The organism is Mesorhizobium sp. M0208, assembly GCF_040322015.1.
In the GTDB taxonomy this organism is placed as follows: domain Bacteria; phylum Pseudomonadota; class Alphaproteobacteria; order Rhizobiales; family Rhizobiaceae; genus Mesorhizobium.
In genome coordinates, this window is record NZ_JAMYSP010000004.1 from 1 (window position 1) to 16,002 (window position 16,002).

The window sequence follows — 16,002 nt, forward strand, 5'->3', positions numbered from 1 at the left end:
CACCAGCCGGCGCGATCAGGCCAGGCCGTTGATGCGCCTGTTCATGGCCTCCACGCTCATGTCGCCGCAGCGGGCGCTCGACCTCACTAGAGCTCATTGGCACATCGAGAACGGCCTGCATTGGATGCTTGATGTCCATTTCGATGAGGATCTCAGCCGTGCCCGCAAGGATAATGCTCCCGCCAACACAGCCCTTCTCAATCGCCTCGCCAGAAACATCCTTCAGACCGCCGATGCTGCCAAAGTCCCCATCAGCCATCGCATCAAGAAATGCGCCTGGAACGACGACTATCTCATCAATGCCATCACTCATATGCGATAGCCCTGCCCACAAGGGGGGAGATCGGCTGCCGCCGGCGCTTCGTTACGCTCAATAATTACCGTTATAATAACGGTCGTCGCAGGGCGCGGTGTAGATGCGGCCGTAGCGATCCTGATAGCGGCAGAGCTGTTCGCCGCGCGGTTGCGGGGTGGTGGCGTTGCCGACGACCGCACCGAGCAGGGCGCCGCTGGCTGCACCGATAACCGTGCTTTTGGTGTTGCCGCCTATGGCCTGGCCGGCGAGCGCACCGGCGCCGGCGCCGAGCAGCGCACCGGTGCTGGTTCTCTGCTGTGCTTCGGTCTGCGCGCAGCCTGCCAGCGCGGCGGTTACGAACATGGCGGCAATGGCTCTGGATACGGTCATCGTCTGATACTCCCTTGAAGTCTATGAACTAATACGCAGGCTGATTTTGCCAAGTAGGGTCGCATTTGCGGCGGAACATAGGCACCGTGCCTCACGAAATAAGACATGGTTGTTTTTGTCTGACGGCCGGAGACGACGGCTCGGCAAGACGATGCCCAAACGAGACTAATCTTTGACGGCCCATGTGCCCGGTCTGCTTTTTCTACGCAGCGGCTAACTCTTCCTCAAATCCCAAAAATGGAGAAACCAAATGACCCGAGGTCTTGCCCGGACGCTTTCGCGTGCCGCCGCCAGAGAAGCCGGCCTTGCCCCGCCCAGGGCCGGAATTTCCGCCAGGACGAGCGGACAGGGCGGCACCTACCGCACGGTCTTTTCATTCAATGCCATGCCGGTGCCGGTCACCGATGCGCAGGCCTTTGCCAGCCAGAAGCTGTTCGATTTCATCGATGGCAAGATCCGTATCAAGGGCGGTACGGCCCGGCTGCAGTTTGCGGTGCTGACTACCCGCGCGTCGACCATCAACGACAATGCCGCGCTGACCTGGTCGCTCGGCTCGGCGGCAGGGTCGAGCGCTGTGCTTGCCGGAACCACGGTCAATGTGCTGGGCGCGACCGGCCGCACGCTGGATGGCGCCGGTGCCGCGCCGTCGAGCGCGTCGATTGCCGATGTTGCCGCAGCCTTGACGCTCGACGGCACCGTGACGCCGGTCGACCTCTATCTCAATCTGGCGTTTGCCACGGGCACCGACATCGATGCCGACGGCACGATTGCCGTTACCGGCACGATCACGCTGCTCTGGGAGAACTGGGGCGACAATGCGTAGGCGCTAATCTCCCCCCTCGAGGGGGAGATGTCGCCGAAGGCGACAGAGGGGGTCGGTTCGACCGGGCGCGACCCCCGGCGACAGATGAGGTCGGCGCTCCACGCGCGGCTACCCCCTCTGGCCTGCCGGCCATCTCCCCCTCGAGGGGGGAGATACCAAGTTTCACCGCCAGTGCTCTCATCACCGGCCTTCAAACTCTCAGCAAAAGGAATCTTCTCATGACAGATCTGGCAGACGCCGGGTCCGTGGTGGCGGCGCCACCGGCGGGCAACCTTGCACGGCCACCGGCCAACGGGGACAACGGGTCCGCCCCGCCTAAGGCCGCAAGCTGGTTTGACGGTCTTTCCGAAGGCAACCGCAAGCTCGCTGAAACCAAGGGCTGGACCAAGCCTGAAAGCCTCGATCGGGTTTTCGCCTCCTATGCGGAGCTGGAGCGGCAGCAGGGTGAGAGCCTGCGCGTTCCGGCAGCCGATGCAGCCGCGGAAGACTGGAACAGGTTCCATGCCCGGCTGCCCGAGGCGATGCGTCCGCTGACCTCGCCCGACAAGGTCGAGTACCGGCGCCCCGACGGGCTCCCCGAAAACTTCGCCTATTCGGACGAGCTCGCCAATGCGTCCAAGGCCTGGGCGGTCGAGGCAGGTGCTACCCCGAAGGTTGCACAGGCCTATCACGACCGCTTCGTCGGCTACATGGCCGAGCAGGCCAAGGCACAGCAAATCGCCGTTGCCCGCTCGGTCGAGACTACGCACGACGACCTCGTGCGGGATTGGGGACCGACCGGGAGCGATGGCTTTCGCCAGAAGCTCGAGGTCGCCAACCGGGCGATGAAGAAGCTCGGCCTGGTCAATGCCTACAAGGCGAAGGGCATCCTTCTGCCGGACGGCGCCTTGACCGACCCGCAGATCGCCAAGGCGTTCCACGCTATCGGCGAGGCGATGTTCCGCGAAGACACGATCGACGGCAATGCTGCCTTGAGCGGAGGCAACCCCTTCAAGCGCAATGCCGCCGGCGAGCGCAACCTGACTGGCATCTCGGCCCTGGTCAAAAGCGACCCCGCCCGCGCCCGGCGGCTGGCACGCGAGGCCGGCGAAAACCCCGACCTGTGGATGCCCAACAACCCTCTTTGACCCCAAACCTGAAGGAAGACAAAAATGGCAGACGCCTACACCCGTATCGCGGACGCGATCGTTCCGTCCGTCTACGCGCAATACTCGTTCGAGGAGCACGTCCAGTCGCTGGAGATTTACCAGGCCGGGATCCTGTTTTCCGACCCGTCGATCGCCTCGAAGCTCAGCCTGGGCGGTCGTTCGGTCGACATGCCCGGCTGGAAGGACCTCGGCAACGATCCCTCCGAGCCGGTCAATGACGACCCGGCCGACTCGATCGAGATGAAGAAGATCGGCGCGCGCCGCGAAGTCGCGGCCCGCAATGTGCGTGCGCAGGCCTGGGGCATCCCGGACCTGACCTCGATCCTTGCCGGTGACGATCCGCAGAAGCTCATCGTGCGTCGCCAGACCGACTACTGGCAGCGCGCCAACAAGCTGACGCTGCTCGGCATCCTGAAAGGCGTGCTGGCCGACAACATCGCCAATGACGCCGGCGACCTGGTGCGCGTCACCGGCGCCTCCATCGTCGACACCGACATCATCGAGGCCGCCTATCTGATGGGCGACCGCGCCGACAAGTTCAAGACGATCTGGATGCATTCGAAACAGATGAAGGCGCTGAAACTCGCCGACCTCATCGACTATGTGCCGTCGTCCGAGCAGGGCGGGCCGCTGATCCCCTATTACATGGGGCTGAGGGCCGTCGTCGATGACGACATTCCGGTTGCCGGCGGCGTCTACACCGCGTTCATGTTCAAGGACAAGGCGATTCTGTGGAACGAGCTGCCGGTAAACACCGAAGGCGGGCCGCTCGAGTTCGACCGCAAGCCGCGGCAGGGCCATGGCGGCGGCGTCACTGAAATGGTCGGCCGCCGGCATTTCGTGCCGCATGTGCCGGGCACCCGCTTTCTCGACGCGTCCTCGGCCGGCGAATTCGCCACCGATGTCGAGTTGGCACTGGCGGCAAACTGGGACCGCACGGCCTCGAGCGTCAAGCACATGACGTTCATCGCGCTGAAGACGACCGAGTCCTGATCGGCGAAGGGGCGGGCGTCCGACGTCTCGCCCCTTCGGGACGCCAGGTCGGCCACTGTGGCGAATCCCAAGTTCACCCGCCGCGCTGCGTCAGAGTGATGTGAATTTGGGGTTCGCTACAACATTCATGTTGCCCTCTGGTCAATCGACGGCACCAAACAGTTACAAGAAAGGGCGATGCTGCCTGTCTCGGCAAGGGAGGTAACTATGAACATGAAGTACAAGACAGTTCAGGAAGTGCTCCGAAAAGCGGGCATTGTCATGAGCAAGAAGGGGAACGTTCATCGCATAAACTTCTTCAGCGGTCTGGAAAACACCGCCTACTACACACCAAGTCTTCAGAATGCCCTGGACAAGGGCTTGGCCATGGCAGGAGGTGCCGGAAGGGTGAAATCAGGCGCCTTTGTCAAGTCAGCCGAAACAGGGCAGTGGATCGCGACCAGCGCACGCGTCGGCTGACACAATCAAGGCAAGACATCGCCGCGTTGCGCGGCGGTGTCGTGAAACTGCAATAGCCCAAGCATTGCCGTCTTCCTTGCTCGATGGGAAAAGACGACTGACGAAGCGTCTGCCACGCCATTTCCTGATGGGCGGTTGGTGGCGTGACGGCCTCATGCACGAGACGTGCAACATCTGCCCAAGCCACAAATCACAAGAAATCCCCAGCCGCCTCGAAGCGGCCTTTTTGCCGTGGAGGCACCATGTCCCGTTTTCCCCGACCAATCACACAGCCGGAGGCCTGAGCCATGGCCATCACCCCGCTCGACATCGCCAACATGGCGCTCGCCGTGCTCGACGAGGCGCCGATCGACAGCCTCGACCAGGACGCCAAGGCGGCGCGCCTGCTCAATCTGCATTTCGACCTGACCCGCGAGGCCGAATTGACCAAACATGCCTTTGTCTTCGCCATCCTGGCAGCCTCGGTCGCCGGCTTCGACACCGGCAGCGGTGCTGGCACGCTGAACTTTGCCTATGAGCTTCCCGCCGATTGCCTGCGGCCCTTGCCGCTGACGGGGAATGGCGAGCCGGACGGCGTTCCGCTCTCATGGCGGCAGGAGGCCGGGCTGATCTATTCCGATCAGGCCGGCCCGCGCATCATCCGCTATGTCGCCAACCTGACCGACCCGAACGACTGGGATGCGCTGTTCAGCGAAGTGATGGTGGCGGCGCTCGCCGTCAAGATCGCGCATCCCTTGACCCACAAGGCCGGCATGATCGACGTCGCCCGCAGCGCCTATGAGAGGGCGCTGGATGCCGCCTACTCGGCCAATGCCATCCAGCGCGGGGGCAGATTTTGCAGATCCTCCTGGGCTCTCCAGCGCGGCGACAACAGGTTCGTCGGCCGATGACCACGCTCTATCCGGTCCAGGACGCTTTCATCCGCGGTGAGATTTCTCCCCGCTTGCATGCTCGCGCCTCGCTCGAGCTTTACCGGGCGGCGCTGTCGAAATGCACCAATTTCGTCACGCTGCCGCATGGCGGCATCAGGAAGCGCGGCGGCACGTATTTTTGCGCTGAGGTGAAGGCTCCGTCAAAGGCGACACGGCTGATCCCGTTCATCTTCTCGGCCGACCAGGCCTATGCGCTCGAATTCGGCGATCTCTACATCCGCGTCTATGCCTATGGTGCGCGTGTCGGCACGGTCGAAGTCGTTTCGCCTTATCTCGAGGCCGATCTGTTCGACCTGCAATTCGTCCAGTCGGCAGACCAGATGTGGATCACCCACAAGGATCATCCGGTCAAAGTGCTGACGCGCACCGCGCACACGACCTGGACGCTCGCCGATTTCGTCTTTCTCGACGGCCCATACGACAAGATCAACACCACCGCCACGACGTTGACACCGGCCGCAACCGGCAACGCCATGCCGGTCATGGCCTCGAATACGCTGCCAAGCGGCACGGTCAGCAACAGCAACGGCTCATCCGACGTGTGGCAGGTGTTCGATGGCGACAAGCAGAAGGGAGAGAATATAGCGGGCTTTCCGAGCGGGTATCTGCGCTACCAGTTCGGCGGCGGCGGGACCAAGACGGTCGACGCCTACTGGATTACCGCCACGAATGATCACTCAGACACTGCATCGCCGACCCAGTGGCAATTCCAGGCCTCGCACAACCGACTGGACGACGCTCGACAGCCGGGACGGAGAGACCGGCTGGTCCAAGTCGGAAACCCGCTTCTTCGACGGCTTCAACAACACGGTTGCCTACGAATATTATCAGCTGCTGTTTTCAGGTGGCGGCAGCGACGGAACCGCTATCGCCGAACTGGCCCTGCACGAATACGCGCCGTCGCAAACGCCGTTCGATCTTTCGGCATCCTCGATCGTCGGCATCAATGACGGCATCGGCTTCCAGACCAGCGATATCGGTCGCGCCATTCGTCTGCTTGGCGCGGATGGCTTCTGGCGCTGGGCCAAGGTCGTTGGCCGGCCCAGCACGACGGTAGTCACGGTCCAGTTATACGGGCACGCTCTGCCCGATCTCAGCCCGATCATCCGCTGGCGTCTCGGCACGTTCGTGCCCGGCAAGTACGTCCAGAGCGGTTCGCTTTACGAGGAGCGCCTGGCGTTCAGCCGAAAATTCTCGGTCTATGCCTCGCAAACCGGCGATTTCGATAACTTCGCCACCGGTGAGAAAGACACCGACGCGCTGGAATTCGTGCAGGCAGGTGGCGGCCAGGCCAATGACATTACGTGGGTGGCGGAATCGGACGGTGCGCTGATCATCGGAACGCTTGGCGGGGTGAGGGCGCTGTCGGGCTCCGGCATCGACGAGGCGCTGACGCCGTCCTCGTTCAAGAACCGCCGGTCCCGGACTTTCGGTTGTGCCCCGCTGCGTCCCGTCGATGCCGGGCAGTCGTTCCTCTATGTGACCCGCTCCCGCAAATCGATTGCCGAGCTGACGCAAAACGCCACCGGCCGCTTCACCTCGGATGATGTCGGGCAGATTTCCGAGCACATTCCGAAGAAAGGCGTCGTTGAACTCGCCTTCCAGACCGACCCCGACCCACTGCTGTGGTTCCCGCTCGGAAATGGCGAACTCGGCGGCTACACGCACCAGCCGTCGCAAGACGTTCGCGGCATGCATGTCCACAAGATCGCCGGAAGCTTCGCAGGATCGAACTGGGCCGTTGTCGAAAGCGCCGTGGTGACGCCCGGCCAGGACGGCAACGACGATCTCTGGCTGATCGTCAAGCGCACGATCGGCGGCGTGACCAGGCGCTATATCGAAATAAAGACCGCGCCGTTCGAGTATGGCAGGATCGGCGATGCATTCGAAGTCGACTGCGGCCTCACCTATGATGGCGTCGCTGTGGGCACGGTCTCAGGGCTTGATCATCTCAACGGCGAAACAGTCGACGTCCTGGCCGATGGCAAGGTCTACATGGGCCTTGCTGTGGCCGCTGGCGCGGTTTCGCTGCCCGGTGGAGCTACGGCAGCCAAATGGCAGGTCGGGCTCGGCTACCAGTCCGAAGCCAACACGCTGGAGCTCGATGTCGGCGGCCGCGACGGATCGATCGTCGGCCGGCGCAAGAAGGTGGCCAAGCTCATTCTTTCGCTGCTGGAAACCGACACAACCGGGCTTCAGGTCCAGTCGTTCATCCGGGGCCGCTGGGAGCAGGTTCGCATCCCCTCCGTGATTGCACCCGACGGCATGGCGAAATTGTTCACCGGCAATGTCGAGGTGCCGATCGACGATAGCTGGGAAGGGCAGGGGCGGGTGCGCATTCGCCATACCAGCCCGACGCCCTGCACGATCAGGGCGATGACGCCGGTGTTCGACGCCGAGCCTTAGGAACTGCTGATCTCTCCTCTCGAAGGGGAGATGTCGCCGAGGGCGACCGAACGGGGCGGTTCGTCCTGACGCGGCCTCCTATCGAATCCATTGCAGATAAAGACGCCGGCGCTCCACGCGAGACGACCCCCTCTGGCCTACCGGCCATCTCCCCCTCGAGGGGGGAGATCACCTCTCTGTCCTCCATCGCTTCCCCAACCAAGGAACCTACCGTGACTCAAATCCCCCATGCCGAGCAACTCGGCAAGGCGCGGACGGCTGCCGATTTCGCGGCCGTCATCGCCTTGCTCGATACCGACCTCAATGATGCGATCGCCCGCAAGCAGGAGCTGCAACAGGCCGAGGATCGCGCGATTTTCGGCGAGGGCGACTTGGCAGCAGCCCGTGCCGCCCCTGACGACTGCAACGATGCAATTGCGCTGATCGAGCAGACCATCGCGGCAGCAGACAAGCGCCGCATCGCCGCCGCCCGAAGCGAAGCCCGCGTCGACATTGAAGCGCTTGGCGCCGAGATCCGAACAAAGGCGGCTTCCCTCGGTGAGCGCTGGAAGAGCGTTCACGAGCTGATCGAGCAGCTGCGCCAGGAGCTGTTCGCGGCCGATGCCTTGAGCCGAGCCGTCACCGCCGCCAACGGCCTTTTCGATGCCGACGGCGCCGTCGACCTGAAGGTCAACCTGACCACCATCCGGCGCACCGCCATGGCCGGTCCTCGCGCCACCACACCATCGCGTCTCAGCCGTCCGGCGATCCAGGCGGACCGACTGCTTTTGTCCTTCCTCAGCCCCGGCGGCGTGCTCGACCGGCGCCCCGCGATCGGCGCACCGGTCGACGGCATCAACAGCAAATTCATTCCCGCCGGCGAACGAGGCTGACCATGTGCACACTAGCTCTTATCGGTACGGCGCTTTCCGTCGGCGGCGCGCTGGCGGAAGGCCAGCAGTCCAAGCAGATGGCCGACTACCAGGCCAAGGCCTATGAACAGCAGGCGCGGGCCGACGCCCAAAGCTCGGCCTTCGAGCAGGGCCAGGAGCGCCACAAACAGGATCTCCTCCAGGCTCAGGCGCGTGCCCAGGCCGGCACTTCGGGCGTCGCCATTTCTGGTTCCCCGACCGAGGTGCTGACGGCCAATGCCAGGCAGGGCCAGCTCGACCTCAAGGCGATCCAGTACGGCTCGCAGCTGCGCCAGAACGGTCTCGCCACGCAAGCGGCGATCGCGCGCTTTTCCGGCAAGCAGGCGGTGGGCGCCTCGATCTTCAAGGCCGGCGGCAGCCTCGTGTCGGGCATCTCCGGCCTCTACGACCCGGCCAAGACGGTGACGTTCGGCAGAAGCGCCTTCCCGCCGGCGCCGGGTGGAGGCCTCTACTGATGGCCACCATCCCGCTCCAGCTTGCCCAGCGCCGCCTCGACACCGGCACTGTGGCCTCCTATCCCAACGGCTCGCCGGTGGGCGCCGCCATGCAAGGCTTTGGCGACGAGTTGTCGGCGATTGCCGAACGCTTCCGGCAGCAGAAGCAGCAGCAGGATGCGTTCGACGCCGGCATTATCGGCCGCGAGCTGAACGCACGCATAGCGCACGCCGAGGCCGTGGCGGTGCAGACCGCGCCGGCCGACGGCGGCGGCCTGCACGACTTCATGTATGGCCAGCTCGATCCGCGCAGCGACGGCGTCGTCAAGCCCGGCCTGTTCGACCAGATCTTCGACGACACCGCGGCGAAAGTGCCGGAGGGCGAACGCGCCAACTTCCTCGCGCAAAAGCAGGCGTTGCGGCTGGCCGGCTCGGCGCGCATGGCCGCGCAGCAGCACGCGCGGCGCCAGAGCTATGAACAGACCGAGTGGAGCAAGGTCGAGCAAATCTATACCGGCTCGATCGCGCAAAGCGACCCGAACGACATAGAAACATTCGAGGCGATCAGGCAGAGCGGGCTCGACCTGATCGGCAAGATGGGCAACGCGGCGGCCCGGCAGGCGGCCGAGGCCGCCTGGCGCGCCAACACGGCAAAGGCGCTCGCCCAGGCGATGATCGCCCAAGACCCGAAGCGCGTTGCCGGGATGCTGGGGACTGGGCCGGTCTCAACGGACGGCAGGACCAAGGACGATACCATCGAGGCTGTGGGTGGGCCTCGGGCGAGTGGGTCTGCCACACCGGTTACGTCCCGTGACCGCGTAGGCAAGCTTACGCCGAACGAAAGAGTCGCGCAGGCTTTTCGGGACGACATTCCGTCCGAAGAGCGGCCAGCCTTGGTGCGGCGAGCCCACGCTGCCGATGCGACACGGCAAATCGGCACACGTATCAGCATTGGCCTAGCCGAGCAGAATGCGCCGGTCGCCATCAGGGACACCGGAACCTATTCCGGCCCGATCCCAACGTCGGAACAGTTCGTCGCTCTCTATGGCGCCACCGAGGGCGCCAGGCGCTTCGAGGCGTTCAACAGGACCATCGACGTCAGTCGTCATTTCCACGACATGCGCGACGTTGCGAACAACGCCGTGCGAGCCATGGTCAAGGACGCCGACCCCGCGGCAGACAGTGCAGCGCCGGAAGAGGACAAGGCGCGGCACGACGCTATCGCCACCGCCGCGGACCTGACGTTCAAGGCCAGGCGGGCCGACCCCGGCGGCTATGTCCGGGAGGCATTCGCGAACCTTGATGCGGCCTGGAGCAACCTGTCGACGCCGGGAGACTATCAGGCGGCGATCATTGGCTCCCTCGCCGCCCAGCAACAGTTGGGTTTTGAGACCGCCCAGCCGCTACCCAACTCCGTTGCTGAGGACATTGTCGGCAGACTCAAGGCCCAGCCGCAAGACCAGACCGCAGAGCTGCGCAATGTGTTCGCCGCACTACCGAATCAAGTCGCGCGCGAAGCGGTACTGAACCACCTGCTTCAGACCAGCGTATCCCAAACGGACAACAGCATCGCGGACAGGTCGTTCCGGGCAGCTGTAGTCGACCCGATGATGCTGCTCGATTTGGCCAACACTGTCGAGCCAGGACGATCGGGAGCAAACGCGGAACTCACCAACTACCTCCCGACGAATCAAGAGTGGCTCGGGAAATTGATAGCCGGCGACAGTGAGCGGGGGAGCCTAGGGCGTCTTCTCGCGCAAAAACTCGTGGGCTCCGATGGGCTTGGCGAAGACAGCATCTCGGTGGCCGACTTCACGCCGTTGGGGACGTCATTTGCACTGGAGAAGGCTGGAAATGCAGCGCTGGAGGGCAACTACGACGAAATACTGCTCAATGCCGCGGGCGCAATTCCTGGCAATAGGTTGGCGGCGGTGGCCCTGGAACGCGCTGCCGCGAAGATTGCCAAGCCATGGGTAGAGAAACTCCCAATATTTTCGAGGCTGCCAACTGGCCTAGCCGAAGGCGGCGAGGCGCTTGTTCATGGTGTAGATGCCGAAACCCTTAGACATCAGCAAGCGCTTGCGCGCTCGGTCTCGCCACCAAGCCCACGCCGGAAGGCGCGAGCCGGTGAAATGTCCGATAGTGCCTTTGATACCGCGTTACTAGGTGCGATGCTTGCTAGGGATACGTCCAAAGTTAAACATGCCGAGGCGAAGGTTGGGTGGTCTCCATTCAAGGACTATCGAAAAACCTTTTTCGACGCGAATCCTAGTCTCAACAAAAGCGACTACATAGTGCATCATGGCGTCGAGCAGGGAGTTTTTAAAAGGTATCCCGGGCTTTTTACAGAGCAAGAGCTGCATTCAATCGAGAATCTTCGCGGAATCCGGAAAGAGTTCGACATAAATTTGCACCAGAAGGTAATTCGGAACGAGTGGGAATATTTCTACAAGAACAACCCTCACGCTACCCGCCAGAAGGTCCTTGACTATGTTACTGAAATCGACAAGAAGTATGGACATTTGTTCGATCCACCAATAGGTGACTGATGAGATACTATGACATTCTGCCCGATGTGGCCGGTGGATTGGGTGACGGCACTATCATGGATACCAGTGTCCACCCTCCTATCGTGAGCAAGCTTGTGTACCAGATGGAGGGATGGATCGGTGATGTTCTTATAACAAGCTTTCCATGTTTTCTCGTGACGGAAGAGGCCGCGCACGCATTATCAAAAATCGGCTTCACCGGAGCGGCATTCGCCCCTGTTGAAGTCATAACGTCCGAAGATTTCCGCGAACAGCAGCCCGAGGTAGAGCTTCCATCTTTCGTGTGGCTGAAGGTGAGCGGGAAAGCGGGTCACGATGACTTCGGCATCGCCAAGAATTTTAACCTCGTCTTATCGGAGCGAGTCTTCGATGTGTTTGATGAACGAGGTCTCCCTTCCGCTACGATCAAACCGTTCCACGTTCCGCAAGAGTAGGTTAGGCACCGTCAGATTGATCGGGCTGGTAGATTGGAGATCGCAATGTTCGAGACATTTCGCCAAAACTTCCCGGTGGATAGCAGGGTGCCCGCGGACACCGGCAATTTCTCCCTGGATACGAAAGTGCCTGGGTTAGCCGAGTTGCTGACCAGCTTCGGCGGTGCTTCGTTCAAGCACGGTTTGTACAGGATAATCCGGGCGCAGGACGTGGCACGTTGGAACGCACGTGTCTGCCTGGGTTTTCCGGAATTCACCGGCCGGATCACCTGCTTTGGTTATGATTGGCTGGGGACGGCGCTTGCAGTCGATAGCCAAAGGCTGGAACAAGGGGAACCTGGTGTCGTGATGTTCGAGCCGGGCATGGGCGAGGCTCTTCAGGTGCCCGCCAACATCCGGACCTTCCACGAAGTCGATGTCATCGAGGACGAAGATGCAGCATTGGCCGCCAATCTCTACTCAGATTGGCGTGAGGCCGGCGGCGCCGAGCCAGCCTTTAACCAGTGCGTCGGCTATAAGATACCGCTGTTTCTCAACGGGAAGGACGAAATCAAAAACCAGGAGCTGTCGGACCTGGAAGTCTATTGGCACATAATGGGCCAACTTATTGCGAAGGTGAAAGACCTGCCACCGGGAACACCTGTCAATATCCGAGACCTTCTCTAAAACAGGGTTTCCGCTGATCTGCCACTGGGGAACTCCCGTTCGAAGCTTGGCTAGAGGCGGTATTTGCCTCTGGTCTGAAGGGGTGCAACCCCCCGCGGTCTGTGATGCGCGCTATCGGTTTTGTGGCCGGACGGCCCGAGTAGAGCGTGCCGCAACCGGGCCAGCGGTCTGATTGTGGTCACGATGCTGGCTTATGGCCTGATAACCGCAGAGCGATCCCAGTCGGTGGTGCCTTCTGGATCGCCTCCCATTTCAGACGAAGGATTGACCTGTTGCGCACTGACTCTTTTTCGACCATGGCAAGGATCGTTTTTCTGCTCACCTTGGCCGGCGTTCTCCTGCTCGCGCTTTCGCCGGTGCGCTTCCTGCAGGAGTTGGACCTGGGCTTCACCTTCCACCACGACAAGCTCAACCACGCCGCGGCATTCGCGGTGCTGGCGGCGCTTGGAAGCCCCGGCTGGCCGGAACACAAGACGAGACTGGTCCTGCTCCTCGCCATCACCGGCGCGGCGATCGAGCTTCTTCAGGGCGCCCAACTGATCGCGCGCGATATGGATATCCTCGACTGGGTCGCCGACTGCGCCGGCATGGCCTGCGGACTGGCGGCAATGGGCGGCACAAGAAGGCTCATTGGCGGATTGCTGTAGCCCGTTGCCGCTCTCTGTCCGGAAAATCGCCGGCTGCGCCGGATAGGGCGGTGTCCGGCCGCGTAGCCTAAGTTTCCCACCGACAGCACTGAACCCCTTCCAGCCTCGCTTGTGCGGGGCTTTTTTTATGGAGCAAGCCCTCATGTCCCGACCTGCAACTGCCGCCGTTCGTCTCCTGACCGGCGAACGCGAACCCGTGCGCCTCGCGACCACGGCCGACATCCTCCTGCATGGCCTGCAGGCGATCGACGGCGTGCCGGCCGAGGTCGGCGACCGCGTGCTGGTCAAGGACCAGGCCGACCCGACGCAAAACGGCATCTACACCGCGAGCGCAGGCGAATGGTTCCGCGCCGCCGATGCCCGCACTACGCGCACCCTGCAGAAGGGCACCACCGTCCATACCCAGATCGGATCGGTCAATGCCGGCCGCGTGTTCGAGTTCACGGCCGACGAGCCGGCCGTCGGCGCCGATGCCATCACCGTCGCCGCATCCGTTCCGCCCGACATCGCGGACATGGTCGATGAGGTCGAAGCGCTGCGCGATGAAACCCAGGCGCTGAAGGATGCTGCCGAAGCCAGCGCCGGCCAGGCATCCGCCAGCGCCGCCGCTTCAGCAGCGAATGCCGGGCAAACCACAGCCGACCGGGCTGCGACTAATTCCGATGCCGTCGCGGCCGCGGCGGCCGTCATCAGCGCTCAGGCTGCACGCGACGCTTCGCTCTACGGCAAGGGCATTTTCCCGACGACTGCCGCGGCAATCGGCTTCGGCGTCGCCGGCAACGGTGCGATCACGCCAGGCTCGGGCGGCGCCAACGGCATGTTCGACCTGGCGTTTACCGGCGGCACCGGGTCGGGCGCTGCCGGCCGCTTCGTGGTGGCGGGCGGGGTGCTGACGCAGATACTGATCACGGCGCCGGGCTCCTACACAGTGGCGCCGACGTTCAGCTTTGCGGCGTCGGCAGGACTGGCCGGCGCCGCCGCCGCGGCGGTGCTGGGCAGGAATGTCGATGTCGGTGAGTATTTCTGGACCGAAGTTTCGACAGGTTCTTTGGGGTTGTTCAATGTTGGGGCCGGACCGGTAGCAGCTGATACGGGTGTCCGGGCGGCAACGGCTGCTCTCCTTTCGAGCGTCGATAGCCTAGCAATGATCGAAGGCCTTAGCGTTCCGACCGCCAGGCTAACAGAGGCGGCCGGATCAGTCAGCCCATCTATATATCGATCCTACTCTTTTGTGTCGGGCGACACGATCGAGCACATTGCCATTGCCAAAGCTGGAGAGCGAAGCATTCTGCAGCTTATCCACGCGGGGCCTGGTGCGGCCTATACAGCCAACTTCAATCTTGAGGAGGGTATCGTCTCAAGCAGTTCAGGCGCGAACCTCGTCAGCGCTGCCATCACAGATATTGGCTCCGGCTGGTACGAGTGCAAGGCTGTCGTCCTGGTTGCGGCAAATATTACGAACAATGTGCAGGCACGTATGTCGGCTGCTAGCGTTTTTCCGTTCACCGGCGATGGAACCAGCGGTATGTACATTCGCAGTGTCGTGCTTCGCAAGCAGGGCCTGCCGGCTAACCTGTTCCCGAGCAGCGACCCCGCCAACGCAGCCTTCACGAAGCAGAACGTGACGGTTACCACCACGGTCAGCCCTTATGAACCGGTGCTGATCTCCCTGCCTCCGCTTGTCGATGGCCTCGACGTGACCGTCAGAGGCCGAATGACGGCATCGAAGCTTGTCGAAATGGTCGGCTCTGGCAATCCTTCCGTTTATCAGGGCAGGTCCGTGGTCAATGGCGACAATATCGTCTGGAAAGTCACCGCCAAAAAGGGCGAACGCAATCGTCTCAATCTCTACTCCAACAACGCCGTCATCTTCGACTGCACCTTCAATCTCGACACCGGGACCGCGACCGGCACAGGTGCGAGCATCGTCGCTCTTGGCAACGGCTGGTACGAATGCACGGTTACGAAGACGGCAACAGCCACGGCCGCGACGAACTGGCAACAGCGTATTTTCCCGTCTGCTGGCGGTCACCCGTATGTCGGCGATGGTGTGTCTGGATTCTATGTCCAAAGGTCGGCTCTAAGCATCAATGGTGGGCCGAATGTCTTCTCGTCTTCGGAAAACCTCTCCAACTCGGCCTGGACCAAAAGCGCCGGCGTGACGGCAGTCGCCAATGGCGCTCTGTATCTTGGCCTATTGTCGGATCCGGCCAACATCGGCGGCGACCCATATGACGACGGCTCGGCCGCCCTGGTTGGCAAAAAATTGACCCTGATCGGCTCTAGCATTTCGGCCGGAGCCTACTACGTTCCCGTCCTCGTCGGTCTGACCGGTATGGTTCCTACCAATCTAGCGGTCAGTGGCTCGGCCTTGGGGCTGAGCACCACCGCCTATCCGAGCTACGGAATGTCCAATGCGATCGCCAACATTCCAGTCGACGCGGAGTTGGTAATCTTGGAGCCGGGCCCGAACGCCTTTGGCGCGCAGGAGACGCCCCTAGGCGCTCTCGGCGACACGACCTACGCCACTCACTATGGTTCGCTGTGGGCGGCCTGCGCCGCCATCCGAGCGCGCGCGCCGAATGCCAAGATCGTCATGATTGGTACCTACAGCGGCGGCCCTGGACACGCGACGCACCGGATAGGAAGAATAAACGGTCAAGGCAACACGCTGGTCCAGTTCATGAAGGCGGAGCGGGAGGTAGCCGATATGCTGTCCATACCGTTAATTGATGTAGGAGGCGAGAGCGGTATCGGCTACCTGACCTCGTTGGCTTACATGAGCGATGAGCTTCATCCGACTGCTGCCGGCAGCCTGCGGCACGGAACTTTCGATGCAGAGGAACTTCGTCGTCTCTCGCGCCGGGGCTTCTTCGGAGCCTAGACTGGAGTGATCCTGTGTGGCAGATGTTCGC

General features: G+C 62.4%; 15 protein-coding genes. 14 read left to right on the forward strand and 1 reads right to left on the reverse strand.

Annotated features, from left to right (window positions below):
• Positions 1-58 precede the first annotated feature (58 nt).
• On the forward strand, positions 59-322 hold the full coding sequence (locus tag NKJ17_RS05615) for a hypothetical protein (RefSeq protein ID WP_502906527.1): 264 nt from the start codon (positions 59-61) through the stop codon (positions 320-322).
• 48 nt (positions 323-370) lie between these two features.
• Here NKJ17_RS05615 and NKJ17_RS05620 read toward each other — a convergent pair whose 3' ends face one another.
• Positions 371-685: a YMGG-like glycine zipper-containing protein gene (locus NKJ17_RS05620; RefSeq protein ID WP_352687421.1), complete on the reverse strand. Its 315-nt coding sequence runs from the start codon at positions 683-685 to the stop codon at positions 371-373.
• A gap of 250 nt (positions 686-935) precedes the next feature.
• Between NKJ17_RS05620 and NKJ17_RS05625 the strand changes: the two genes are divergently transcribed.
• The 13 genes from NKJ17_RS05625 (at position 936) to NKJ17_RS05685 (ending at position 15,971) form a co-directional block, all read left to right on the forward strand.
• Positions 936-1,508 carry a hypothetical protein gene (locus NKJ17_RS05625; RefSeq protein WP_352687423.1) on the forward strand — a complete coding sequence of 191 codons (573 nt, stop codon included), beginning with the start codon at positions 936-938 and terminating at the stop codon, positions 1,506-1,508.
• Positions 1,509-1,726: 218 nt separating this feature from the next.
• The gene (locus NKJ17_RS05630; protein WP_352687425.1) at positions 1,727-2,635 is read left to right on the forward strand and encodes a hypothetical protein; all 909 of its coding nucleotides are present in this window, start codon (positions 1,727-1,729) and stop codon (positions 2,633-2,635) included.
• Between the two features lie 24 nt (positions 2,636-2,659).
• Positions 2,660-3,649: a Coat protein gene (locus tag NKJ17_RS05635; RefSeq protein ID WP_352687427.1), complete on the forward strand. Its 990-nt coding sequence runs from the start codon at positions 2,660-2,662 to the stop codon at positions 3,647-3,649.
• A gap of 207 nt (positions 3,650-3,856) precedes the next feature.
• Positions 3,857-4,108, forward strand: a complete 252-nt coding sequence (locus NKJ17_RS05640; protein WP_352687429.1) for a hypothetical protein — start codon at positions 3,857-3,859, stop codon at positions 4,106-4,108.
• Positions 4,109-4,395: 287 nt separating this feature from the next.
• A complete protein-coding gene (locus tag NKJ17_RS05645; RefSeq protein ID WP_352687431.1) occupies positions 4,396-4,998 on the forward strand; it encodes a phage connector family protein in 603 nt (200 codons plus the stop codon).
• A gap of 711 nt (positions 4,999-5,709) precedes the next feature.
• Positions 5,710-7,446 carry a phage tail protein gene (locus tag NKJ17_RS05650; protein ID WP_352687432.1) on the forward strand — a complete coding sequence of 579 codons (1,737 nt, stop codon included), beginning with the start codon at positions 5,710-5,712 and terminating at the stop codon, positions 7,444-7,446.
• 212 nt (positions 7,447-7,658) lie between these two features.
• On the forward strand, positions 7,659-8,318 hold the full coding sequence (locus tag NKJ17_RS05655) for a hypothetical protein (protein ID WP_352687434.1): 660 nt from the start codon (positions 7,659-7,661) through the stop codon (positions 8,316-8,318).
• A 2-nt stretch (positions 8,319-8,320) separates the two neighbouring features.
• Entirely contained in the window at positions 8,321-8,812 is a 492-nt protein-coding gene (locus NKJ17_RS05660; RefSeq protein WP_352644935.1) for a hypothetical protein, read from the forward strand.
• The gene (locus NKJ17_RS05665) at positions 8,812-11,340 is read left to right on the forward strand and encodes a hypothetical protein (protein WP_352687436.1); all 2,529 of its coding nucleotides are present in this window, start codon (positions 8,812-8,814) and stop codon (positions 11,338-11,340) included. Before NKJ17_RS05660 ends, NKJ17_RS05665 begins: the two co-directional genes overlap by 1 nt.
• Entirely contained in the window at positions 11,340-11,774 is a 435-nt protein-coding gene (locus NKJ17_RS05670) for a hypothetical protein (protein ID WP_352475500.1), read from the forward strand. The genes NKJ17_RS05665 and NKJ17_RS05670 overlap by 1 nt, the downstream gene beginning before the upstream one ends.
• 45 nt (positions 11,775-11,819) lie before the next feature.
• Complete coding sequence (locus tag NKJ17_RS05675; RefSeq protein WP_352687438.1) at positions 11,820-12,440, forward strand: DUF1851 domain-containing protein; 621 nt, start codon at positions 11,820-11,822, stop codon at positions 12,438-12,440.
• 272 nt (positions 12,441-12,712) lie between these two features.
• Entirely contained in the window at positions 12,713-13,087 is a 375-nt protein-coding gene (locus NKJ17_RS05680) for a hypothetical protein (protein WP_352687440.1), read from the forward strand.
• A 142-nt stretch (positions 13,088-13,229) separates the two neighbouring features.
• A complete protein-coding gene (locus NKJ17_RS05685; protein WP_352687442.1) occupies positions 13,230-15,971 on the forward strand; it encodes an SGNH/GDSL hydrolase family protein in 2,742 nt (913 codons plus the stop codon).
• Positions 15,972-16,002: the final 31 nt, after the last annotated feature.